At 35.2% G+C, this 23,655-nt stretch carries 25 protein-coding genes, 2 pseudogenes and 1 riboswitch; of the genes and pseudogenes, 20 read left to right on the top strand and 7 right to left on the bottom strand.

Annotated elements, in window-relative coordinates:
* The first annotated feature begins 64 nt into the window (after positions 1 to 64).
* From NSQ40_RS16615 to NSQ40_RS16605, 3 genes are read left to right on the top strand one after another with little or no spacing between them, the layout of a single operon-like run.
* The gene (locus NSQ40_RS16615) at positions 65 to 919 is read left to right on the top strand and encodes an aminoglycoside phosphotransferase family protein (RefSeq protein WP_018766264.1); all 855 of its coding nucleotides are present in this window, start codon (positions 65 to 67) and stop codon (positions 917 to 919) included.
* A gap of 39 nt (positions 920 to 958) precedes the next feature.
* Entirely contained in the window at positions 959 to 1,783 is an 825-nt protein-coding gene (locus NSQ40_RS16610; RefSeq protein ID WP_003198709.1) for an MBL fold metallo-hydrolase, read from the top strand.
* A 15-nt stretch (positions 1,784 to 1,798) separates the two neighbouring features.
* Positions 1,799 to 2,368 carry an SGNH/GDSL hydrolase family protein gene (locus NSQ40_RS16605; protein ID WP_003198707.1) on the top strand — a complete coding sequence of 190 codons (570 nt, stop codon included), beginning with the start codon at positions 1,799 to 1,801 and terminating at the stop codon, positions 2,366 to 2,368.
* Between the two features lie 41 nt (positions 2,369 to 2,409).
* Here the strand turns inward: NSQ40_RS16605 and NSQ40_RS16600 are convergent, their stop codons facing one another.
* Positions 2,410 to 2,586 carry a DUF1272 domain-containing protein gene (locus tag NSQ40_RS16600; protein WP_003198705.1) on the bottom strand — a complete coding sequence of 59 codons (177 nt, stop codon included), beginning with the start codon at positions 2,584 to 2,586 and terminating at the stop codon, positions 2,410 to 2,412.
* A gap of 174 nt (positions 2,587 to 2,760) precedes the next feature.
* Positions 2,761 to 3,321: a cysteine hydrolase family protein gene (locus NSQ40_RS16595; RefSeq protein WP_003198703.1), complete on the bottom strand. Its 561-nt coding sequence runs from the start codon at positions 3,319 to 3,321 to the stop codon at positions 2,761 to 2,763.
* A 126-nt stretch (positions 3,322 to 3,447) separates the two neighbouring features.
* Here NSQ40_RS16595 and NSQ40_RS16590 point away from each other — a divergent pair, with 126 nt between their 5' ends.
* Both NSQ40_RS16590 and NSQ40_RS16585 read left to right on the top strand, forming a co-directional pair.
* Positions 3,448 to 4,308: a LysR family transcriptional regulator gene (locus NSQ40_RS16590; protein ID WP_003198701.1), complete on the top strand. Its 861-nt coding sequence runs from the start codon at positions 3,448 to 3,450 to the stop codon at positions 4,306 to 4,308.
* Between the two features lie 92 nt (positions 4,309 to 4,400).
* Positions 4,401 to 5,270 (top strand): pentapeptide repeat-containing protein, encoded by an 870-nt coding sequence (locus NSQ40_RS16585; RefSeq protein ID WP_003198699.1) that lies wholly within the window; start codon positions 4,401 to 4,403, stop codon positions 5,268 to 5,270.
* Between the two features lie 108 nt (positions 5,271 to 5,378).
* Here the strand turns inward: NSQ40_RS16585 and NSQ40_RS16580 are convergent, their stop codons facing one another.
* Positions 5,379 to 6,266 carry a DMT family transporter gene (locus NSQ40_RS16580; protein ID WP_003207759.1) on the bottom strand — a complete coding sequence of 296 codons (888 nt, stop codon included), beginning with the start codon at positions 6,264 to 6,266 and terminating at the stop codon, positions 5,379 to 5,381.
* A 239-nt stretch (positions 6,267 to 6,505) separates the two neighbouring features.
* Between NSQ40_RS16580 and NSQ40_RS16575 the strand changes: the two genes are divergently transcribed.
* The 9 genes and pseudogenes from NSQ40_RS16575 to NSQ40_RS16535 all read left to right on the top strand — a co-directional run bounded on the left by NSQ40_RS16575 (position 6,506) and on the right by NSQ40_RS16535 (position 14,689).
* A complete protein-coding gene (locus tag NSQ40_RS16575; RefSeq protein ID WP_003207757.1) occupies positions 6,506 to 6,880 on the top strand; it encodes an SH3 domain-containing protein in 375 nt (124 codons plus the stop codon).
* Positions 6,881 to 7,075: 195 nt separating this feature from the next.
* Positions 7,076 to 7,523: pseudogene (locus NSQ40_RS16570) on the top strand (SRPBCC family protein).
* A gap of 135 nt (positions 7,524 to 7,658) precedes the next feature.
* Positions 7,659 to 8,066, top strand: a complete 408-nt coding sequence (locus NSQ40_RS16565) for a MerR family transcriptional regulator (protein ID WP_018766274.1) — start codon at positions 7,659 to 7,661, stop codon at positions 8,064 to 8,066.
* Positions 8,067 to 8,190: 124 nt separating this feature from the next.
* Positions 8,191 to 9,513, top strand: a complete 1,323-nt coding sequence (locus NSQ40_RS16560) for a hemolysin family protein (RefSeq protein WP_018766275.1) — start codon at positions 8,191 to 8,193, stop codon at positions 9,511 to 9,513.
* Between the two features lie 53 nt (positions 9,514 to 9,566).
* Positions 9,567 to 9,977 carry an ATP synthase subunit I gene (locus tag NSQ40_RS16555; RefSeq protein ID WP_016115482.1) on the top strand — a complete coding sequence of 137 codons (411 nt, stop codon included), beginning with the start codon at positions 9,567 to 9,569 and terminating at the stop codon, positions 9,975 to 9,977.
* A gap of 232 nt (positions 9,978 to 10,209) precedes the next feature.
* Positions 10,210 to 10,755: a DUF2179 domain-containing protein gene (locus NSQ40_RS16550; protein WP_018766277.1), complete on the top strand. Its 546-nt coding sequence runs from the start codon at positions 10,210 to 10,212 to the stop codon at positions 10,753 to 10,755.
* A 465-nt stretch (positions 10,756 to 11,220) separates the two neighbouring features.
* A complete protein-coding gene (locus NSQ40_RS16545; RefSeq protein WP_258248508.1) occupies positions 11,221 to 11,871 on the top strand; it encodes a hypothetical protein in 651 nt (216 codons plus the stop codon).
* 352 nt (positions 11,872 to 12,223) lie between these two features.
* Entirely contained in the window at positions 12,224 to 13,771 is a 1,548-nt protein-coding gene (locus tag NSQ40_RS16540) for a malate:quinone oxidoreductase (RefSeq protein WP_003198678.1), read from the top strand.
* A gap of 477 nt (positions 13,772 to 14,248) precedes the next feature.
* A complete protein-coding gene (locus NSQ40_RS16535) occupies positions 14,249 to 14,689 on the top strand; it encodes a YaiI/YqxD family protein (protein ID WP_018766281.1) in 441 nt (146 codons plus the stop codon).
* Positions 14,690 to 14,905: 216 nt separating this feature from the next.
* Here the strand turns inward: NSQ40_RS16535 and NSQ40_RS16530 are convergent, their stop codons facing one another.
* Positions 14,906 to 15,421, bottom strand: coding sequence for a DinB family protein (locus NSQ40_RS16530; RefSeq protein WP_018766282.1), 516 nt, complete (start codon positions 15,419 to 15,421; stop codon positions 14,906 to 14,908).
* A gap of 419 nt (positions 15,422 to 15,840) precedes the next feature.
* Between NSQ40_RS16530 and NSQ40_RS16525 the strand changes: the two genes are divergently transcribed.
* Complete coding sequence (locus NSQ40_RS16525) at positions 15,841 to 16,713, top strand: YitT family protein (protein ID WP_026008611.1); 873 nt, start codon at positions 15,841 to 15,843, stop codon at positions 16,711 to 16,713.
* A 230-nt stretch (positions 16,714 to 16,943) separates the two neighbouring features.
* Complete coding sequence (locus NSQ40_RS16520; protein ID WP_341286133.1) at positions 16,944 to 17,414, top strand: GNAT family N-acetyltransferase; 471 nt, start codon at positions 16,944 to 16,946, stop codon at positions 17,412 to 17,414.
* A 61-nt stretch (positions 17,415 to 17,475) separates the two neighbouring features.
* On the opposite strand, the gene NSQ40_RS16515 is transcribed toward NSQ40_RS16520, so the two are convergent.
* Positions 17,476 to 18,660: an MDR family MFS transporter gene (locus NSQ40_RS16515; RefSeq protein WP_033796282.1), complete on the bottom strand. Its 1,185-nt coding sequence runs from the start codon at positions 18,658 to 18,660 to the stop codon at positions 17,476 to 17,478.
* A 105-nt stretch (positions 18,661 to 18,765) separates the two neighbouring features.
* On the opposite strand from NSQ40_RS16515, the gene NSQ40_RS16510 reads away from it, so the two are divergent.
* From NSQ40_RS16510 to NSQ40_RS16495, 4 genes and pseudogenes are all read left to right on the top strand, one after another.
* Positions 18,766 to 19,320 carry a CGNR zinc finger domain-containing protein gene (locus NSQ40_RS16510; protein ID WP_003198667.1) on the top strand — a complete coding sequence of 185 codons (555 nt, stop codon included), beginning with the start codon at positions 18,766 to 18,768 and terminating at the stop codon, positions 19,318 to 19,320.
* 71 nt (positions 19,321 to 19,391) lie between these two features.
* Positions 19,392 to 19,457 (top strand): annotated as a pseudogene (locus NSQ40_RS16505) (class I SAM-dependent methyltransferase); the annotation flags it as partial.
* Between the two features lie 212 nt (positions 19,458 to 19,669).
* Positions 19,670 to 21,343 carry an IS200/IS605 family accessory protein TnpB-related protein gene (locus NSQ40_RS16500; protein WP_258248507.1) on the top strand — a complete coding sequence of 558 codons (1,674 nt, stop codon included), beginning with the start codon at positions 19,670 to 19,672 and terminating at the stop codon, positions 21,341 to 21,343.
* Positions 21,344 to 21,623: 280 nt separating this feature from the next.
* Positions 21,624 to 22,232 (top strand): PepSY-associated TM helix domain-containing protein, encoded by a 609-nt coding sequence (locus NSQ40_RS16495; RefSeq protein WP_080547222.1) that lies wholly within the window; start codon positions 21,624 to 21,626, stop codon positions 22,230 to 22,232.
* Between the two features lie 306 nt (positions 22,233 to 22,538).
* Here the strand turns inward: NSQ40_RS16495 and NSQ40_RS16490 are convergent, their stop codons facing one another.
* Positions 22,539 to 22,682, bottom strand: coding sequence for a hypothetical protein (locus NSQ40_RS16490; protein ID WP_003198661.1), 144 nt, complete (start codon positions 22,680 to 22,682; stop codon positions 22,539 to 22,541).
* A gap of 99 nt (positions 22,683 to 22,781) precedes the next feature.
* A riboswitch (cyclic di-AMP (ydaO/yuaA leader) is annotated at positions 22,782 to 22,925 on the bottom strand.
* A gap of 42 nt (positions 22,926 to 22,967) precedes the next feature.
* On the bottom strand, positions 22,968 to 23,426 hold the full coding sequence (locus NSQ40_RS16485) for a GNAT family N-acetyltransferase (protein ID WP_003198659.1): 459 nt from the start codon (positions 23,424 to 23,426) through the stop codon (positions 22,968 to 22,970).
* Positions 23,427 to 23,655 lie beyond the last annotated feature (229 nt).

The raw sequence follows: 23,655 nt of genomic DNA, 5'->3' as shown, positions 1-23,655 counted from the left end.
TATAAAGTCGTTTCATTTAATAGTAGTGATATTCAAGTACGGGTGCAGAATAGGAATGAGAAAAATGAATATTTCGGAAATTATTGAACAATTGGTTGTTAATGAAGTTATTACTGATTATCCGAAAGGGTACAAGAAATTAACTGGCGGTACCACAAGTAGACTGTATCTTATAGAAGGAAAAGAGCAGTGTGTTATAAAATTGAATGAACCAAAAGTCATCGAAGAAGAAGCATATTTTCTCAATTTTTATGAAAATGAAAGTATATTTCCTAAGCTTTTGTACGTGGATCCACTAAATAGATATATGGTCTACTCATTTATTCCTGGTTCCACAAGTTATGATGTCGGGAATAAAAGGGATGCTCTTTGTACACTTGTACAGGGAGTGATTAATAAATATAAAGTGGCTATGAAAATGGATCAGTGGGGATGGAAAGAAGGACCGGTAGACTCTTGGCAGGATTTTCTTTTAAACAGAGTGATGGAGGCTAATGAGAATGTAAAATCTTACATTACACAAGAAGAGTTTCATAGTGTTCTTAAATTAGTACACAGTCCAAATAGAACGGCACATAGCAATCAACCATATGTATTACATGGGGATTGTGGATTCCATAATTTTATATTTAAGGAGCATAAATTATATGGTGTGATTGATCCTTTGCCAGTTTTGGGAGATCCAATATATGATTTAATTTATGCATTTTGTTCGACGCCAAAAGATTTAACGAGGGAAACGATAGACGAGATAGTAGAAAAGAGTATATTTCATAATAGAGAGAGAAAATTTTTATATGAAGAAGTCGTAATCGTTTTATATTGCAGGTTAGACGCTTGTATGAGACATCATCCAGAAGATTTAGAAGCCTATTTAAAAGCTTGGCGTTATTGGATGAATCTGATTCATGAACAGTGAAAGTTTAATAGAAAATAAAATGGGGATAGGAGAAATGTTATGAAAAACTTTATTTGTACAACATGTGGCGTACAATATGCAGCAAGTATAGAAGAACCAGTGAATTGTATGATTTGCAATGAGGAGAGACAGTATATTAATCCGAAAGGTCAATCTTGGACAACACTGGAGGATTTACAAGAGAGTAATACATATAAAAATGAAATCATTGAAGAAGAAACAGGGCTTTATAGTATTACAACAAAATCAGAATTTGCGATTGGCCAAACAACTTATTTGGTAAAAACAGATTCATATAATTTATTATGGGACTGTATTACTTATTTTGATGAAAATACAATTGAAAAGGTAAAAGAATTAGGAGGGTTAGATGCGATTGCGTTATCCCATCCACACTATTATTCTACTCAAGTTGAATGGGCAGAACGGTTCGATGTACCAATCTATATACATGAAGATGATAAACAGTGGGTTATGCGTCCGAGTAAACATATTGTTTTTTGGTCAGGAGAATCATTGCAATTAGCTGATGGACTCACTATACATCGTCTAGGCGGACATTTTAAAGGTGGTTCTGTTTTACACTGGTCACAGGGTAGTGAAGGGAAAGGGATTTTATTAACAGGGGATATTATTCAAGTTGTAGCGGATCAGCAGTGGGTGAGCTTTATGTACAGCTATCCAAATCTAATTCCGTTACCAACTAATAAGGTTGAAAAGATGGCTAAAAGAGTAAAGTCACTGCCTTTTAATCGTTTATACAACGCTTTTCATCGAGTAGTAAAAGATGATGCAAATGAGGCGGTTCAGCGTTCGGCACAACGCTATATTGCTGCATTAGAAGGGGAATTATTCCATACATAAAAAGGAGAAACAAAAATGAATATATTAGTATGCTTTGGTGATAGTATCACAGCTGATGAAACATTTTGGAATGGAACACCGAGATTAACACCACGTTTACAAGAGCAGTTTCCGAATTGGAAAGTAGAAAATGCAGGTGTTCCTGGTGATAATACGTTCGATGCTTTGAGAAGAATAGAAGAAGATGTGTTATCTTATGAGCCGACATTTGTAACAGCCTTTTTTGGTGCGAATGATGCAGCGTTTCATAAACAAGTATCACTACAAGAATATAAAGAAAATTTAATCGAGATTGTGAAAAAAATCTCACCAGAAAAGGTGCTGTTAATTAGCCCGGCACCAGTGGATGAGGAAAGACAGCATGCAAGAACAAATGAAGTATTATCACAGTATGCAAAAGTGGTGGAAGAAGTGGCAAAACAAACAGGAAGTTATTTTCTTGATCTACATTCTCATATGATTCAAGAATTGGATTATATGAGGTTTGTAGAAAATGAAGATCGTGATGGGCTGCATTTTGGAGAGACTGGCTATGAATACTTATCAGCGTTAATCGGGGAGAAGTTAACAGGAATTTTAGAATAAACGGTGGAAAAGAAAAAGCAAAGCTACTGGTAGCTTTGCTTTTATTGTTTCCTTTTTGGTCTACGTACTAATTCACCACCGCAGTTTGGACAAACATGATGCGTTTTTTCTGTGCATGGTGCACAAAATGTACATTCATACGTACAAATATAAGCCTCCGAATCTGTTTGAAGTGAAGTGTTGCAAGTTTGACAGTTTGTTTTCATTTCTAATGCCATATGATTTCCTCCTACTTGTATGAATGTTTGTAATTTAATGATAATATAAACGGGAGAATATGTCTTTTTCATATGAAAGTATATTTGGAAGTTAAATTAGCATTTGCAATGAAATGTGCTATTTTATTTTGAAATTGATTGTTTAGTGACTTTTAAAGATTCATTAAAGGGGATTTAAAGCAAATCTATAAGTTTGTTAGTTGCTAAAACGGTAGCAAACATTTCATGAAGACTTACTAATGCAAGCTTATGGATATCTTCTGCATGATGATAATTTCCATCATATGAGATTCTACCAAATGTAGCTGTCGCATCTGAAACGACATAAGTTGAAAAACCTAAATTACCAGCCATACGTGCTGAAGTGGATACGCAATAGTCCGTTGTTAAACCGATAATGACGGCAGTTTCATAATTGTGTTCTCGTAAATATGCTTCTAAATTGGTTCTGATAAAAGCGCTATTCACATTTTTTTGAAATACTGGTTCATTTGGAAGTGGAGTAGCAAAGTCTTTAAATTCACTTCCGCTGCTTTCTTTTCTTAATGGGTGATTTTCTTTATTTGAGATGTGCTGCACATGAATTACAGGACGATTTGTTTTTCTCCATGTTTGTAATATAAGCTCCATGTTTGTTTCAGCATGTATATTATTGCGTTGTCCCCAGTAAGAATCATCGAATCCTTTTTGAATATCAACTAGAATAAGTGCAGCATTTTTAGGTAATCGATTCATTTGGTATTCTCCTTTTCAAAAATGATTTATTTTCCATATGGTAATGATATCAATTATTGTAAAAGTAGAGAATTTCCAGTATTTTTGAAGGGTATAACAAAAAGTTTGAACAAGGGGATAAAGAGGATGGAGATTGAGTGGTTACGATGTTTTTTACTTTGCTCAGAGTATAAAAGTTTTTCAAAAGTAGCAGAGCATTTTCATATGACACAACCTGCAGTAAGTAAGCAGATAAAGAAATTAGAAGCTGAATTAGAAGTGGAATTATTAAGTAGATCTCCACAAGGTATAGAATTAACAGAGGCTGGTATGTATTTTCAAAAAAGAATAATTCCATTCGTTAAAGAATGGGATGGCATTAAACAAGAAATGAAAGACATGGGAGAATCCGTACGTGTAATATTAGGTTTACTACCTAGTCTTGCAGCATTCTATCTTCCAGAAAAACTTGTTGGAGGCCAAAGTGAGAATATGAATTTAGAAACGAAAGTATATGATATGTCTAAAGAGATTATGGAAGATATTTTATCAGGGAAATTAGATGTAGGTTTAGTAGATGAAAAGTGGGTACCAAAAAAGCTTTGGAATAGGCAGTTGTTTGTGGAACCATATGATGTAGTTTTTCAAAAGACACATCCGCTTAGTAAAAGAGAAAATGTAACCATAAAGGAGCTGTTATCAGAGAATTTAGTTATGTATCCAATCGGTTGCGATATTCGAAGAGCGATTATGGAAGAGTTTGAAAGATTGGAAGTAAAACCTAATATTAGTTCTGAGGTATCGTTTCGAGACTTTATTCTTGGGATGGTTGCTGCAGGGGCAGGAATTACAATTGTTCCACGGACGATTTCAGAACGTATTGAACATTTGCCACTGCGTACGATACCCATCCGGGATTTTCAAAAACAAAGAGCAATATATTTGATTGCACGAAATGAAAGGATTGGTAAAGCTCTCTTTAAGATGTTTACAGGAACTGCTTTGTAATTGTTGGAAGGTACTTTTATTATAAACTATTTCTTTTATATACATATCTATACAAAATTGAACAAGTAATACAGCAACAGGGGGTACATGTTTTGTTAGAGAATAATAATTTTTTGGATTCAAAAAGTGGTGTGAGTTTTAACAGTTTACGCGCTGACTGTGAGAATTGCTTCGGCTTGTGCTGTGTTGCGCTTCCTTTTGCAGCTTCAGCCGATTTTGCTGTTAATAAAGATGGTGGTAAGCCGTGCTCTAATCTACAATCAGATTTTCGTTGCAGTATTCATAAAAACCTTAGGCAGAAAGGTTTTAAAGGATGTACTGTATTTGAGTGCTTTGGTGCGGGGCAAAAAGTTTCTCAAGTTACCTTTGAGGGAGTTGATTGGCGCAAAGGTCCAGAACAGGCAAAGAAAATGTATGATGTTTTTCCAATTATGCACCAACTTCATGAGATGCTTTGGTATTTGAATGAAGCTTTAACGTTAAAGGTGACAAGTCCGATTTATGGGGAGCTTCGTGACGCGATTGAGGAGACAGAACGACTTTCAAGGCTTAGTCCAGATTTACTAATGAAAATAAATGTTCCATTACACAGAGTAGATGTAAATACTCTTCTTTTAAGGACGAGTGAACTAGTATGGATGGAGTCACGTCACCGGTATAAAGGGACGAAAAAAAATAAGAGAACTGACCACCGAGGAGCAAATCTCATGGGGGTAAAGCTTAGAAGGGCAGATCTTAGGGGAGCGAATTTAAGAGGAGCATACCTCATTGCTGCTGATCTTCGAGGTGCTGATTTAAGAATGGCTGACTTTATCGGTGCTGATTTACGAGATGCTGACTTAAGTGGAGCAAATCTAACAGACACTATTTTTCTAACTCAAGTCCAGATTAATGCAGCGAAAGGGGACGCAAACACGAAATTACCAAGTTTACTTTCTCGTCCAGCGCACTGGTCTGCTTGAGAAAAAGGTAAATGAAACATTAGGTTTAATTCAATATAAATGTATGTAATAGCTTTATAATCAAAAACACAGGCCGTATTTTTTTTATAGCCTGTGTTTTTGATATTGTTAGTTTTTCTTCTCAAATGTGGCAATGATTACACTAAATATAATAAGAGCACCACCAATAAAAAAGTTACGATTTAACGTTTCATTTAAAAGTAACCAGCCTAATAATGAACCAACAATAGGCTGAAAAAAGAAAAACAATGAACCGATGCTGGCATCCATTAACTCAAGTCCTTTATTCCAAAGAAAAAAGGCTCCAGCGGTCGAGATGATTCCTAAATATAAAATACCTAAAATGATAGTGGTATTTAAGTCCCCAATTGGATTAGATTGTAATTCCCAAATCATGCAGGGTGTAATGAAAAATAGTGAAAAGAAGATTGCGTACGTTGTAATGACTAAAGATGAAAATTGTTGAGAAGCAATCTTTACATAAATAGATAGTAGAGCCCATGTAATCGCAGCCCCCACTAAAATGATTGTGCCGATAAAATAAGAGCCAACTTCTATATCCCACCCAATAACAATTGTGACGCCTAGTGTAGCTAAGACGGTAGAGAGTATTCTGCGAGTCGTTAAGTTTTCTTTCAAAATCAATGTAGCAAACACGACCATAAATGCTGGAGTGGCCGATGTAACTAAAGAGCCTGTGTGCGCATCTGATAATTTTGTTCCAACAAATTGGCACGTAATTGAAACAAAGTAGCCGATGAAGCCAATCCAAGCAAAGAGTAGCCAATCTTTTTTGTTTATTTGTATCGTTGTTTTTTGTTTTCGTTTTGTCGTTTTTAAAATCATGTACAAAACTACAAAGGCAATAATAAAGCGAAGCCAGACAAGTGTGAGAGGCGGAATAAAGTCTAGTACATATTTACTAACAACATACATACCACCCCAAATACTTGCTGCAAGTGATAAACATATAGCGCCTAAAATTGTTTGTTTCATTGTGAAATACCTCCGTCTATTTATAGGATTGTAAAATAGGGAATCCTAAGACGAGGCATGTTTTTTTATAAAAAATACGTATGCCCGTCTTAGATTATAGACGGATTACAGGTTGATCGTTTTCAAATAGGTTGTTGTAGTACATAAGAATTTCTCCTCTCAATATTTTGTATTTGTTTATCATAAATAAGTTTTATAATAAAAGTATAACTTAATTTTCAGATTATTGGAGGGATAAAATGAAATATGTTGTGATTCAGTCTCACACTAGTAATTATCCAGAACCAATTAGTTTAGAAAAAGGAGATCAAGTGCGAGTTGGTAATATATATTCAGGGCCAGAAAACTGGAACAATTGGGTATATTGCCGTGCTGAGCATAGTGGTCTGGCGGGATGGGTTCCAGAGCAAATAATAACATGTGAAAACAGTGATTCTGGTATTGTGCTTGAAACATATACGGCGAAAGAATTAAATGTAGAAAAAGGAGATATTCTCATTGGTTTAAAGGAATTAAATGGTTGGCTATGGTGCAAGAAAATAGAATGTGAAGAAGTTGGTTGGATTCCGAAAGTAAATGTACGGTTAAAGCAAAAGATGTATTTTGAAAATTAATATGATGAAATATGGATAAAAATATAACTCAATTCTTTTCGCCCTTGTGTTATAAATTATAAATTCAAACTCATGAAACTCTAAATAAGAGAAATAATAGTAAAATAACCCTTGTATTTCACTGGATAAAATATGGCATAATCATTTTGTCGCAAAATATATAGAAAAATAAGGGTATGTAAAAGGAGAAAATGAATGAGTTTTGCTATTGAAGTTTTAATTCAAGCAGCAATTGATGTCGTGTTTGAATATGTAAAAGATGATGAAAAAACGAAGGAATGGAATACATTTTTAATCGAAAATCGTTATCCGTTAGAGCGAGTGAAAGAAAATCCACGTGTAGGAGATACATTTATTTCCGTTCAAAAAATGGGTAAGAAAATATTTGAATCGGAAGTGGAATTTTTAGAATATGAAGCACCGTATATCATTACTCTTGGTGGTGAGATGAAACAAGGATATTCTACTACAACATACATATTGTAAGAAGAGGAAGGCACACTTCTTACATTAATTGCTGAGTATACACCTAGCAATCTATTCTATCGTATTTTATATAAATTAACAGGTTGGATGTATGGATCAGCTTGAACGTTTAGCAGAGTGTGTAGAAGCTACTCATAATAAAGAAAAAGAAATATAGGAAGAAGGAGATCTGCAACATATAGCGGATCTTTTTTGCATATATTGTGAATAATAAACCGTCACGTTTGACTGTATAGTTTATGTATTGTATGATGTTCTTAACATAAATGGGGAGGGAAAAATCGTTGGGAAGGTGTATCGAATCGGACAGTTGGCTCACTTGGCTCACGTATCGAAACGAACGATTGATTATTATACGAATCTAGGTATCTTAAAAGCGGAGCGATCTCAATCTAATTATCGCTATTACGACGAAACAGCATTTGAAACATTACAATTTATTGAGAAATGCAAGGAAATGCATATGCCGCTTTGTGAGATTAAAGAGAGGATCGAGGAGAGGAAGAAGCTGCTCGGTATCAATGAACACGTTTCGAAACAAGTGAATGAAGTGACAAATCATATCCATCGATTAGAAACAGAGCTAACACAGTTGAAACCTCTGTTAGATGGGTTAACAGATTCACAACGTGAAAAAATATCGAAATCTTTATCGGGTCAAACGACAGCTTTAATACAAACACTGATACTATTTTTATAGTTGAAGTTGGATCCAACTCTTTTAATTTCTGTATAGGGCTATGTTTTCTAAAGAAACAGAGAATAAGAAAACATTATAAGTATACAGGAGGTGAACACCTTAGTTTTTTTACTAAGGGGATTCATTGGAAATATTTAATTTAGTCATGGTTGCGATTTTAATCGCATTTACTGGATTTTTCGTAGCAGCAGAGTTTGCGATTGTTAAGGTACGTTCAAGTCGTATAGATCAGCTTGTTGCGGAAGGAAAACGCGGTGCGTTAGCAGCAAAAAAGGTAACAACAAATTTAGATGAATATTTATCTGCTTGTCAGTTAGGAATTACAGTAACGGCAATGGGACTTGGTTGGTTAGGTGAACCGACAATAGAAAAGCTATTGCATCCATTATTTGAGAAATGGAACTTAAACCCTTCTATTTCACAAGTATTGACTTTTGGCCTTGCATTTATGACAATGACGTATTTGCACGTTGTAGTAGGGGAATTAGCTCCGAAAACAATGGCAATTCAAAAGGCTGAAAGAGTAACTTTATTATTTGCTGGACCTTTAATGATGTTCTACAAAGTGATGTATCCGTTTATTTGGGTACTAAATAGTTCAGCGCGTGTCGTAACTGGCTTATTCGGTTTGAAACCAGCTTCTGAACATGAAGTAGCACATACGGAAGAAGAGTTACGTCTTATTCTTTCAGAGAGCTATGAAAGTGGAGAAATTAATCAAGCAGAATATAAGTATGTAAATAATATCTTTGAATTTGATAATCGCATTGCGAAAGAGATTATGGTACCACGGACAGAAATCGTCGGTTTCTATCTCGAAGATTCAGTAGAAGAACACATGAAAATTATCCAAAGCGAACGATACACACGTTATCCAATCTTTGGAGAAGATAAAGATGATATTATCGGTATGGTCAACGTAAAAGACTTCTTTATTCGATATATGAAAGGCGATACAGAAGATTTATCATCTATTCGTACGTATATGCGTCCGATTATTGAAGTGATGGAAACAACTCCAATTCATGATTTACTTCTGCAAATGCAGAAAAAGCGAATTCCAATGGCTGTATTATATGATGAGTACGGAGGTACAGCCGGAATTGTAACGCTTGAAGATATATTGGAAGAAATCGTCGGCGAAATTCGTGATGAATATGATGAAGATGAACATCCACCAATTCAACACGTAAATGAACATCATAAAATTGTTGATGGAAAAGTGTTGATTTCAGAAGTGAAAGATTTATTTGGTCTACACATCGAGGAAGAAGATGTGGATACAATTGGTGGATGGATTATGATGCAGAATCATGAAATTGAAGAAGGACAATGTGTCGAAGCAGAGGGATATGAGTTTAAAGTTCTTGAAAAAGACGCATATCAAATTAAGCGCGTTGAAATTCGAAAAATTGATCATCAACAAGAGAAAGCAGCAACTGTATAGGTTGCTGCTTTCTTTTTCACCTATCGCAAAACTTGAAACAAGGAGCGGATATTTTGATTGAAGTTGCGTTACGAGTATACAAACTACAATTATATATGATTTTTAGTGGTTTACTACTTCTATGGACGATAACGCCTTTTTCAAAGCAAGTTACTGGATTCGGGATCGGATTAGCTGTAAGTGCATACTGTCTTTGGTTGTTAGCCAGACGAGTTGAAAAGATTGGGAAAAGTATTGTATTAAAACAACGTGCGCCTGGATTAGGAATTTTAAATCGTTTTGCAGCTGCGATACTAGGTGCGATCATTATGTATGAAATTGAACATGAAATGGAAATGTGGGCATTTGGTACGGGCATTTTAGGTGGTCACTTTTTAATGATTGCGAATTTAGCTTATGCGAATATGCAGTTAGTAAGAGAAGAAGAGGAAAAAAGAAAAAGGGTTACACAGGATTCAAAATAAGAAGATAAAGTGAAACTTTAATCAGTGAGGGTTCTTTATCCCCCACTGATTATTAGTTGAACCAATCGGGGTCTTACTGCCCGTTAATGCGGGATAAAAGGGAACCGAAAACGGTTCTTTTTTTATTTTCTTATTTTTTCATGGAAAAATAAAAAAGTTTAGAAAACCCATCGCTTTCTAAAGGTTATATATGTTATTATGACAAAAGACTTTTTGAAAGAGGTGGATGCAAATGTTACAAGCGCTACTTATTTTTGTACTTCAAATTATTTATGTTCCAGTTTTAACGATCAGGACGATTTTGCTTGTAAAGAATCAAACAAGATCCGCTGCTGGTGTGGGATTACTAGAAGGGGCAATCTATATTGTAAGTTTAGGAATTGTGTTTCAAGATTTATCAAATTGGATGAATATTATAGCCTATGTGATCGGTTTTAGTGCCGGACTTTTATTAGGCGGTTATATAGAAAATAAATTGGCAATTGGGTATATTACATACCAAGTTAGTTTACTAGATCGTTGTAATGAGTTAGTTGATGAGTTAAGACATTCAGGATTTGGTGTAACTGTATTTGAAGGGGAAGGGATAAATTCCGTACGCTACCGTTTAGATATTGTTGCGAAACGTTCCCGCGAGAAAGAGCTTTTGGACATTATTAATCGAATTGCACCGAAAGCGTTTATGTCTTCCTATGAGATTCGCTCTTTCAAAGGCGGCTACTTAACAAAAGCGATGAAAAAACGAGCATTGATGAAGAAGAAAGATCATGCTTCATAGAAAAATTAGCTAATTTCTTTTGATTTAATAGTGTTACACATTGTATAAAAAAAAAGATAGATGCAGGCAGAAGCAATCTGAGTGATCTATTCTTTTTTTTTGGGCCACAAAAGAGCTCATTTGCTACTACAACATAAATGGTTTGTAGTATGGAAGGGTGACTTGTTGATATAATAGCTGAAAAAGAAAGTTTTAAATAAATTTGATATTTGTTTCGCATCGTCATCTTTTATTTTTAAATACTCAAGAGATATTTTGTTCTAGACATCATTTTTTCGTTACAGTGCGTATAAGAAGATAAGGAATTGCGGGAACAGCTGAAAATCGCATATGCGAAGATGTATGAAAGAATATGATCAGTTAATTGGAGAAGGGATTTGAATTACCAAAAGAGAATACGTTAATAATCTATAAACTATTTTATTCCAACATAATGATATTCATTGAAGACGAGGAGGAAAAAGCGTGTATAAATTACCGTTAGGCTTACAAATACCAGATCGAATACCAGATCGAATACCAGATCGAATACCAGATCGAATTGATTATCCAAGGGGGGATGATTACGACACTATACAACAAAAACGGGCGAGAGCGAACATTGTGGAAGGATACAAGATGAGAGAGATTGAAGGTGAAAAGTTTCAGTGTTTTACCGAAATCAATATTGATGCTGATAGAATTTGGCACTTGTTTGTAACATTAGTTAATACAATGATTAAAGAAGGGATAGCTTATGGAATTGTAGGGATGAAAGGGGAAGAGCCCGTTCCTAGTCGCTTTACTGAATCTGACCGAATCATGAATCTTTTCAAAGAATATAAATTTGAACTTACAAATGATGGATTTCTCCAATTTGGAATCGCGACTGAAGATGGTACATCCTATAATGAAATTTTTGTGACAAGCTTTAAAACCTTTCAAGTGTGGAGTGAAAACAAAAGTGACGTTCTAACTGCGTTGAATCAACTGCATTTAAAGGAGTATAAGGACCTGGAATTCATTCATGATTTTCCAATAAGGTCAAAAGCACTTTCTCCACAACAATACCCTGGGATTCGACATTACACAGAGGTTTTGGAAGAATTGGAAAAAGCATTTTCTCTCTTATTATAATGAATATGTTCTGAAATAGGAAATCATAAGAAGGCGAATAAAGAGGTTTATAAAAGAAAAAAGTACATCACTTTAGATAAATGATGTACCAATGGATATATAATGTATAACCTTATATAGTTTTTCTGTATTCTGTAAGAGTAGACTTCTCTTTTTTATGTAGAAAAGTAGAATTTATTTTTGTAAAAAATCTATATTCTCTCTTAAATCGTTAATAATTATCAGATAATACTAGATATTTTAGTCTATTAATTATTATAATAGAGTATGAGATGGTTATATTTGAGGCAGGAGAGATAGGTTCCTAGGTAGGGGTCTAGGCGACGCTTTGCTTTTTGCGACCTTTAAGCAGATGCACCTACTCTTTTTTGCTAATATAGGGGATGGAGAGATTATCATGAGCAACATGCAGCAAAAAACAGACGTTATCTTAATTGGTGCCGGAATCATGAGCGCGACTTTGGGATCATTACTGAAAGAGTTAGTACCTGAATGGGAAATCAAAGTGTTCGAGAAACTCGCAAACGCAGGAGAAGAAAGTTCTAACGAATGGAATAATGCGGGAACGGGCCACGCTGCACTTTGTGAACTGAACTATACATCCGAAAAATCTGATGGATCTATAGATATTCGCAAAGCTATCAAAATTAATGAACAGTTTCAGCTTTCAAGACAATTTTGGTCTTATCTTGTAAATAGTAATCTGATTCGTAATCCGCAAGACTTTATCATGCCAATACCTCATATGAGTATGGTGCAAGGGGAAGAAAATGTAACGTTTTTGAAAAAACGTTTTGAAGCGCTTTCAAACAGTCCGCTGTTTCAAGGAATGGAATTTTCTGATGACCATGAAAAGCTGGAGGAGTGGATGCCACTTATTATGGAAGGGCGTACATCGAATGAGCCAATAGCGGCAACGAAAATCGATTCTGGAACGGATGTCAACTTTGGTGCTTTAACACGTATGTTGTTTGACCACTTGCAGAGTAAAAATGTCGAAATAAACTACAAACATAGTGTCGAGAATATTAAACGTGCTAGCGACGGATCATGGGAAGTGAAAGTGCATGATATGAATAGTAGTAAAATCGAATACCATACTGCAAAATTCGTCTTTATCGGCGGTGGGGGCGGAAGTCTGCCTTTACTACAAAAAACCGGTATTCCTGAGTCAAAACATATTGGAGGGTTCCCGGTAAGCGGATTATTTATGGTATGTAACAATCCGGAAGTTGCAGCGCAGCACCATGCAAAAGTATACGGTAAGGCTAAGGTTGGTGCTCCACCAATGTCTGTTCCGCATCTTGATACAAGATATATTGACAACAAAAAAACATTGCTGTTTGGACCGTTTGCCGGCTTCTCACCAAAGTTCTTAAAAACTGGTTCGAATTTTGATTTGATAGGTTCCGTAAAACCGAATAATGTCCTCACTATGATGGCGGCAGGCGTAAAAGAGATGTCATTGACAAAATACTTGATCCAGCAAGTTATGTTATCGAATGAAAAGCGCATGGAAGAATTACGCGAGTTTATTCCGAACGCCAAAAGCGAGGATTGGGATATAGTGGTAGCGGGACAACGTGTGCAAGTTATCAAAGATACTGATGCCGGTGGTAAAGGAACACTTCAATTTGGTACGGAAGTTGTTAGTGCCGCTGATGGCTCGATAGCTGCATTGCTCGGCGCTTCTCCGGGTGCTTCTACTGCTGTTCACGTTATGCTTGAGGTATTAGAAAAATGCTTCCCACAACATATGAAAGAGTGGGAACTGAAAATAAAAGAAATGATTCCTTCTTATGGCGTGTCACTAGCGGAAAACCCAGAGCTTTTCCAAGAGATTCATACTTCAACAGCGCAGACGCTTGATCTAAGCCAAAAAGAACTAGTTTACAGTTAATTCTTTGGATGTAGGAACAAGGGTATTTAAGGAAGTTAAACAGTTCAATAAAAAAATATAAATGGTAAAGAGATTATACTAGGAAAAAGAAAGAAAATGAAATATACAAAAGAGACTATAAGTAATTTGTAAGCAAATAAAAAACAAATATCTGATAAATAGTTAGTGTTTTATCTGAAGAAGTTAGTGTTAAAGGTTTTACATTATAAAATACTAATTCTATAACAATTGTGTTGATTGACAATAAAGTTGTTTAACAAATATTATCAAGACCTAAATCAAAAAAAGTCATAAAAAATAAAGGGTGATACATATTAGTCATGTATAATATGTATCACCCTTGTAATTCTTGTTCCACAATCGCGCCCTCTAATAGAAAATCTGTTTTTTTAATGATTTTAGGTAAAGCATCTTCGTTTGACAAAAGCTAAATCTACCATTATCATCAACTCGAACTTATTTATGGGAGTGATAAAGATGAAAATTTATGTTGATGCAGATGCTTGTCCGGTAAAAGATATTATTATCTCTGAAGGTACGAATGCTGAAATTCCTGTTATCCTTGTTACTAGCTTTTCTCATTTTTCTAATGCAGAACAACCATCAGGAGTGGAAACGATTTATGTTGATTCTGGAGCAGATGCTGCGGATTATCGGATTATGAAGTTAGCAGAAAAAGGAGACATAATCGTTACGCAAGATTATGGTCTTGCTTCGCTAGGTTTAGCAAAGGGGTGTACGGTTCTTCACCATAATGGGTATAGCTATACAAATGAAAACATTGACCAATTATTACAAACACGTTATTTGAGTGCAATGGCTCGAAAAAGTGGAAAGCGTACAAAGGGGCCAAAACCATTTACATCAGAAGATAGGGAGAAATTTAGGGAGCTTTTTAAAAGAGCGATTTCACTTTAAAAAAGAACTGTCCATTTTTAAGGAAAACCAAGAAAAATAATATTTTGACAAGTATTTTAGTTCTTTTTTAAGCCTTACACTACATTCACATGAATAAACATTATAAATATTTGATGTAGCATATTAATGGTACCATATTCTATCAAATGACTTAATATACAAGAAAAGACGCTTTTCTAAATAAACGCGCCCGTTTGTGAAATTGGCAAAGGCAGTCTAATTATCGAATAGCCCTCTTCCTCTCAGATTTGCGGAAACAGGCTCCTTTCCTATTTCACGTGCCCATATAGATAACTGACCAATATGGTGGATTTCGTGGACAATGACATGACGTATGATCTCTCCGTGTGTACATTCAATGACTCGGCGCCTGATTGGTGCGTCTCTAGAGCTAATCGGTTCTTCATTGAAATCAGTTTCTGAAAGTTTCCGAGAATCCATTTCATTTGTCCAAGATGTCACAAATGGTTTCACTTTCTCATGGTATTGAGCTGAAAGATTTTTCACTTTTTGTAAGCTAGCATAATCCTCAAACAATGGCTCCTCAGGCACTGGTTCACCTCGCAAAGCTAAGATCCACATATATTCCACATCTACAATGTGAAATAGGGTATGTAGGATACTGCCGAACCCACCGACCCGTTTCTTTAATAGTTCTTCATCCGGTATGTCTTCGCACAATGTAAACCAATCATCACGAACTTGCCAGTTATATTGAAACAGTTTCAACATCACAACAACCTCCATCTTTTATAGATTTAATATTTAATTTTCACCAAAAGACTTCAAAATCCTTTTTTAAATAATAACTCTAAAAAAGCCTGTTAAAATCCTCCACAAACTGGCCCGTTTGTTGAACAAGCAGGGACGGATAACGGCCGATCTCGCATTTAACTCTTACAATAAAGTCATTCACCAATATGCCCGTTCTGTAATTCCACAATTGGGCACCTTGTTGAATAACAGCTTAAAAGAAAATTGGTTATCTTTTTTACATGTTAGAAGAGATTGTGAAAAAAATCACTTAAAGAGGAAAAATACTTCAAGAAATATTCTGATGGAAATGTGTTAGAATAGTTATTAGGAATGAGTCTAACTGATTAAAAATGTGTAGTAATGAAGAGAAAAAAAGTTTGAAGCGAGGAAATGATATGAGTACAATCAAAAAGAACAAGTCCCATAAACTAAAAATCGTTTTACGAGCATTAATGATTATTATTGGGGCATTTATAACAGCGTATGGACTAGAATCAGTATTAATCCCAAACAACGTATCAGATGGTGGTGTGACGGGCTTAAGTATCGTTAGCTCAGAACTATTTGGATTACCATTAGGAATTCTAATTGCAGTCATTAACATCCCTTTTGTTTGGTTAGGATATAAGCAAATTGGTAAAAGTTTTGCTGTTTATTCGGTTATCGGTATTGCTTCACTAGCAATCGGTACTGTTCTTATGCACCAAGTACCAACTATTATTGAAGGGGATACATTGTTAATTACCGTTGTTGGGGGAATTATCATCGGCTTTGGTATGGGGTTAGCATTGCGTAACGGTGGCGCATTAGATGGAATTGATATGTTAGCCGTATTACTTTCTCGAAAATTACCTTTTGGGACAAGTGATCTCATCTTATTTTTAAACATGTTTGTCTTTATTTTTGTCTCAACAGTATTTGGTCTTCAAGGAGCTATTCTTTCGGCAATTGCTTACTTTATTGCTTCTAAAGTAATTCACATCGTTGAAGTAGGTTTAAGTGGTTCTAAAACCTTTAAAATTATCACAAAAGAACCTGAATTAATGGTAGAAACAATTCGAGATCGCTTAGGTCGAAGTGCAACGTATAATGAAGTTTACGGCGGTTATTCAAAGGAACAATTTAAAGAAATCACTTGTGTCATTAACCGTTTAGAAGAAAGTAAAATGAAAGAACTCATTCATGAAATTGATGAAAATGCCTTTATTACTGTATATGACGTAGCAGAAGTAAAGGGCGGTAATTTCAAAAAACATGATATTCATTAATGGTTTCACAAAAAAAAACCTTTTAGTTTTACTAAAAGGTTTTTTTTATACTGGATATTATTGTGGGTTTGAAATACAGTTTAACCGTTTATAAAAAGATGAACCGGAATGATCTACATTTCGTTTGTTCTTATTGAACGATAGAGCAGTTGTGTGGAAGAAGAAATTGGTGGTGAAATTTTAAATATATGAGAATATGCTTATTATAATAAGAGGAGACATAACAAAAAGTGAAGATTATAAAGTTTAAGGAAGCTGATACTGAAGAGATTATTTCTTTGTTTTATGAAACGGTTCATTCAGTAAATTTGAAAGATTATTCTCAATTAGAATTGGATGCTTGGGCGCCAAGAGATGAAAAAGAATCTAAAATGAAATCTTGGAAAGAATCATTAGATCGAAATATAACATTTGTTACAAAAGTTAATGATAAAATTGTTGGATTTAGCGATCTAACGCATACTGGCCACTTAGATAGACTGTATGTTCATAAAGATTATCAAGGACAAGGTATAGCCACAGCTTTAGTAAATATGCTTGGATCTGAGGCGAAGAAATTAAATCTTTTAGAAATTGATACAGAAGCAAGTATTACAGCTAAGCCATTTTTTGAACATGGAGGCTACAAAATTGTTTGTTCACAAACTGTAGAGCGTAAAGGTGTTACACTGACTAATTTTAAAATGATAAAAAAATTATAATTTTTTTATGAAAAGCACCGTTCAATAGACTGGACGGTGCTTTTCATTGCATTATATACGTTTATAATCCTGTATGAATCATCTCTTTTTCATGTTTTTGCTCCATATTTTTTAAAATATGAAGCAAAATAAAACCTGTAACACCAAGTATTCCTAAAATAAACCAAGGTGTATACGTCCCTTGCATCTGTGATGTAAGCCATGTTCCTGTATAGTTTCCAATTATAAAGCCAATAGCGAGTGAGAGCTGATAAAAACCAAAATATGTAGCTGTATAAGATTCATTACTATAATTCGCAATTGTAATGTCAGCATTAGGCAATACAAGTGTTTCACCGATTGTAAATAAAATAACACAAACAAATAGCCAATACGGATCTTGAAATAAGGGGATTAGTAAAAAAGAAATTCCCATTAATAGAACGCCATATTTTACAATCGATAGTGTATTGTATTTGTGAAAGATTTTCCTAAAGGCGATCATAAATAAAACGCCTGTAATAGCATTCATTGTAATAACAATTCCTCCTAATTTTTCATTATGACTGATGTTGGTCATATGAAGAGGAAGAGCAACAGTAAGTTGAGTGAACATAATGTAAAAGAAAATCATGATGCCTGAGAATGAGAGGAAATGCTTGTTTTCAAAGACGACTTTGAATCCAGATAAGAGCTGTACATTTTCTGTAGAAACTTGAAAGTGACTTCTAAGAAGATAAAAAAGGACAGCAAATAATAACATGAGTGATCCGGTAAGTATAAATGGATACAAAGGATTCCATATGAGTAACAGGCTGCCAGCAATTGGGCCGATAATAGCTCCGCTGTTAAAAGCAAGATTTAAGTATGTAAATAAATCTTTTCGGATACGAGCAGGTTGTGAGCCAAATACAGCGCGTGCAGCGGGTTCATAAAATGCAGTTCCAAATCCGATTAGTGAAGCAGAAATTGAAATAGTATGAAACTCTGAAAATATCCCTAAACAAATAAAGCCAATGCCTCTTAATAGTAAACCAGATATCATCATAATCATATAGCCCACTTTGTCGGCAATGATACCAGAAAATAAAGGGATAACTCGTGATGTGATAGTCATAATTGTTAAAATTGTTCCTACTTGCATGGCAGAAAAGTGTAAAAAATTAGATAAATAAATAGCGAGAAAGGCATACACAGCAAAGTATCCAAATGCCATGAAAAAGGAAGAAATGAGTATAAAACGTATGGGTATTGAAAAGTTTTTCATAAAATCCCTCCTGTGATGTAACCATTAAAATATTTTAATGGTTAACTGTTTTATATTATAATTATACATAAAGTCAGAAAAAAGTAAATTTTAGAAAGATGGTGAATGAATTTGAGTCACGGCCAAGAGGCACCAGGACAATTAGAAGTTGTAAGAGATTTTTTAAATACATGGAGAATTCCAAATGACACAAGAAAGCAGGTAGATGAGCTTAATACAGTAGATGATGTACTTCAATTTATGAGAAACCATTTTGATGAGGAACTCTCTTTTGGTACGTTGGATGAGCTGAAGCAATTTAGAGATGGAATTCGTTTCGTGGTTGAGGAGAAAGGGACACTACAAGAATGGTTTAGAAAGTATCCGTTTCGAGTATGTGTGACAGAGAATATGGATTCTGTTGCATATGAACCAATTGGAGAAGAAAATTTGTATACGATGATTTTACAAAGTATTTTGGTTGCTATTGATCAAAAGAGATGGAGCCGGTTAAAAGCATGTCCAGATTGCCGCTGGGTTTTTTATGATTATTCTCGTAATGGGAGTAAACGTTGGTGTGGTATGTATGCTGGAGGTAAAGATGGGAGAGCGTGTGGTACGATTGCGAAAGTGAAAAATTATCGGGCGAAGAGAAAAGGACGTTCAGGTTATATGATGTGAATTTTAGAGAGGAATGAGAAGTGGAGAAATGTCGTTTATAAATAGGATTGAGAAAGCTGGGGGAATGAGAAATGGAGCAGACAAAAATGTTAGAGCTCAATAAAAGGTGTTGGGATGTAGTAGCACCTTGCTTTTTTTAAGTAGATTCTTTGCCAAAGTACGGTCCGTATACTGCTTCTGAAGATGAGATTCATTTATCATTTTAACCGAGAAGACCCCCTCCTCTAAACGAAGTGAAGGTGGGGGTCTTCTCGGTTTTGTCTTTTTTAAAGAAAATGTCTCTTTTTAATAGAACGTATGTTTGTTTTGTTGTATAATAATCTTATCAAACAAAATGAGGTGAGAACAGATGAAGAAAGCGTATTTTTCGAAACGAATCTATAAGACAGATTTACCATATGAAATGGTAGAGGCATTAACACAGACAATCGAAACATGTAATCGGGCGAAACGCTTTGCATTTCAAACGATTGTTCGGGAAAAACGTTGGAACCGCAAGATGCATGCGGATAGTCTTCATCTTGTTCTCAAGCGGAATTATCAATTGAATGATTACTATGCAAACAGTGCGGCGCAAGAAGCGAAGGCATTGTTTACAGGTTTAATGGAGTTACAAAAAATATATGAGAAACAAACACAAGAGAAGGTTAAGAAACTCAAGAAAAAGTTGAAACAAGAACGGACAAAACTGACAGATCTTCGCAAAATCAAACAAAGTTGTGTGAAAGAAAAGCTGACGTTTCCGAAAAACACCCGCTTCGCGAAGCACAACAACCTCATCTCCTTATCTCGTAAAAAAGACACATTAATTTGGCTGAATGAATATCTGTTTGAACACCAGTACTTAGATGCTCAAATCAAAAGAATCCAGGCGAAAATCGGCCTTTTAACCCACAGACAACTTCGTTTAACACAGAAACTTGCATCATATAAAACGCATATTCCAAGCGCAGTATTTGGAAGCAAAAAACTGTTTCGCTTTCGATTTACCATCGATGAGTTTGTACGTAACCATGACAAATGGAAAATATTATTTTCTCGTGCTCGAAATAAACAACTCATTCTATCTGGCCGTAAAGATGCCAAATATGGAAATTTTGGGTTTCAGTATGTGCCTGAGACACAGGAATTATGGATGACGACAAGTTCCGGAAAAACACTTAAGTTCCCAGCTGTTACATTCCCGTATGGACAAGAAATCATGAAAGAAGTAATCACAACCCAATTACAGTGTAAGAATAAGAAAAAACATGGCAAACCGATTGCGTGGTCTGTGGAAGATCATGGGGAGTATTACATTGTGAAATGTTTAGTCGATGTGCCAGAAAATTCTCATACGAATTATAGTACATCAGATGGCACAATTGGTGTGGATTGCAATCTCGAACATTTTGCTTGGGCGAATGTAACGAAGGACGGGAATTACAAAGGAAGTGGTGCCCTCCGTTTTTCAATTCTAGGTAAATCCATCGGACAAATCACAAAGATAATCGAAGCGGAGGCCGTTCGCTTAGTAGACTTAGCGGAGCGGTATAACAAGCCAATTGTCATCGAGAAGTTAGATACAACCCAATCGAAAACAGGGGATCGTTATGGAAATAAACATGCGAATCGAATGAAGAGTATGTTCGCTTATGAAAAGATGACAAGTGCAATTCTAGGTCGCGCGGATAAAAGGGGAGTGGCTGTCTTTCAAGTCAATCCCGCTTACACTTCGATTGCAGGAAAGATGAAATATATGCGAAAATTCGGTATCTCTATTCATCAATCTGCTGCTTTTACGATTGGGCGCCGGGGGTTAGGATACAAAGAAAAAGTGCCGCGGGTTCTGCAGCTGTATATTCCAAAGAAAGATGCACATCACTGGAGTCATTGGCATCAATTGAACAATCGTTTGGCTATTCGCACACATCATTTCTATCAGTTATATGATGCGAATCGGCCAAACGAAGCATTACAAATTGAACGATTGGACGTATTTGAAAATGAAAAGAAGAAACTAGCCAAATTATCTGTATTATAAAAAAGAACGCCTTGTCCCAGTCTTTTACGCTTATTACCAGAGCAGATAACAAGTCTAGGAACTGGATGCATGACAAGGTGTTCTACTCTCGATATAAGAAAAAAGTAGCTGTACCTCTTTTGTTTTCCTCGGAAGATCGAATGGGTCGTCTTAGGGACACTACGGAACTTCTATATCGTTGTATTCTCTTTGTTGAACGAGAGGAACTGTTTTTGCTAGGGCCGAAACAGGAGAATCCTCCACCTCAGGCTCGTGTAGAGGTAGGTGGGGGTAGTTCAATATTCGTCAAAGCAAGAATCAATATGTAAAGCAATTTGATCTACATAGAGTTATTGGTGCAGTTTCTGTTCCATTTTTACTTATCGTTTCGTTAACGGGTGGTCTTTTTGTGTATGATAAAACTATTTTTGGATGGTTTGGTGCAAAGGCTACTGTGATGCCAGCGAAAGAAAAGCTAATTTCTAAACCTCTTTCAGGAGGAAAGATTCCTCTTGATCGATTGTTACATACAGCTGAAAAAGAAGTGCCAGAAGGAACAATTATGCAAGTGAGAATTCCAGAGAAGGTGAAACAAGGAAAGGCAGAAGGGGCTATCGAAATTCGTATGAGCCGCTCGTATGATCCAGGCAACGGGAATGTAAAGGTGTGGATGGACCAGTATAGTGGAAAAGTAATCGCAAAGATGGATCCCAATGTAGATCGTGGACTTACCTATCAAACTTGGCATCTTCCGTTACATACAGGGACATTTGGTGGACTATTTACAAAAGTCTTATATGTAATCGGTGGACTTACTCCATCTATTTTAATGTTTACTGGAATATATATGTGGTGGTATAAGAAAAAGAATAGGAGAAAGCAGAAAAGAAATTCAGTAACTGCAGCATAGTATCTTATTTTACAAACTTTGCAGTTGCTTGTTTGGAAAGTGTGCTTTGTTTTGTGCCTATATAATCATAATAAGGGGGCTTAGTAAGAAAGAGAAATTATATGAGAACTAAAAGGACGTATGTTCTAAGTGATTCAGTAGTAAACAAAACTTCATTACACATGGTAATGAAGTTTTGTTTTTTTGAATAAATCGAATAGTGTTTTTTCACTTAAAGAAAGAAAAAACATGAAAGGCCTAACTTAGTAAAGTTTTTTAATTTACAACGTTTCTACCTTTACCTATTAGCAATTTTAGCATGTTAATTTATCTTTTCGGCTGAAAAATATGTTGAAAAAAGTATTTGTGATGTAAACTATCTACAATTTTGTTTGCTTGATACGTACGCTGTTGCTCCAATCGGAGGCGTTGCTCCATCATTTTTATTTCATGATCTGATAAACGTAACATTGTACAAGTCTCCTTTACTATAAATATAGTTTTTTGTGATAACGATTCCATACACTTTATAGTTAAGGAGGGATACTGTGTAACATAGGTAAAAAGCACCTTCCCTCTCCCATTACGCTTACGAGGTTAGCTGTCGGACTCGGGAAGTGAGAGTTCCCCTACTTAAAAAAGATTCGCCCCAAGTAGCATAGGCTACATAAATGGTTCCCCCGTTCCAAAATTTGGATTCAGCAAAAGGTTTTATAAAGTAAAAAATAACATAATAAAACATATAAGTCAAACTATTTATTTTTTTCTGTCTTTTTCTAATTGAGTAAGGACGATTCCGTCGGGTACTACAATGTCGTTTACTTCAACAAAGCCGTGTTTTTTATATAGAGAAAGGGCAGGGATGTTTGCTTTCCCTGTTTGTACAATATATTTACTTGTATCAGGGGATGCGCTAAATAAATGAAGGAGTAACTTTGTTGCAATTCTTCTATGGAAATAGTCGGGTGATACAACTAGGCGATGGATATCAATAATTGCTCCTTCATTTACAAAAGAAATAAAACCTATTAGTGTATTTTCAAAGATGTATCCATAAAATGTCTCATTACAATTTTGAATGTCTTTCACAGTATCATATAAACGTGGGATTGCTACACTGTTAATGTATTTTGCCTCCACCTGATAAGCAGGAATTTGGATTGCTAAAATAGCGGATGCAACTTCAATAGAAGCAGGATTCATTTTAAAAATCATTTGTCGATCTCCTTTCTGAAAGAGGGAGCGTAGGTTGGTTTTTGTCTTGAAATAAGATACAATTCACATCGAATCGTGCTAAAATCCTAATTTAGAATGAAAAAAAGATATTTTAATATACTTATAATCTCCATGTTGTTTGACAGAATTTAGTTTTTTTGGATACAATGTATGTACATAATTTCGTGTTATTGTAGTAAATCTCCTTTTGTGAATAGTTATAATTCAA

The sequence above is a fragment of the Bacillus sp. FSL K6-6038 genome (genome assembly GCF_038050455.1).
Lineage (GTDB): Bacteria > Bacillota > Bacilli > Bacillales > Bacillaceae_G > Bacillus_A > Bacillus_A pseudomycoides.
This window is presented reverse-complemented; position numbering and strand designations above follow the sequence as displayed.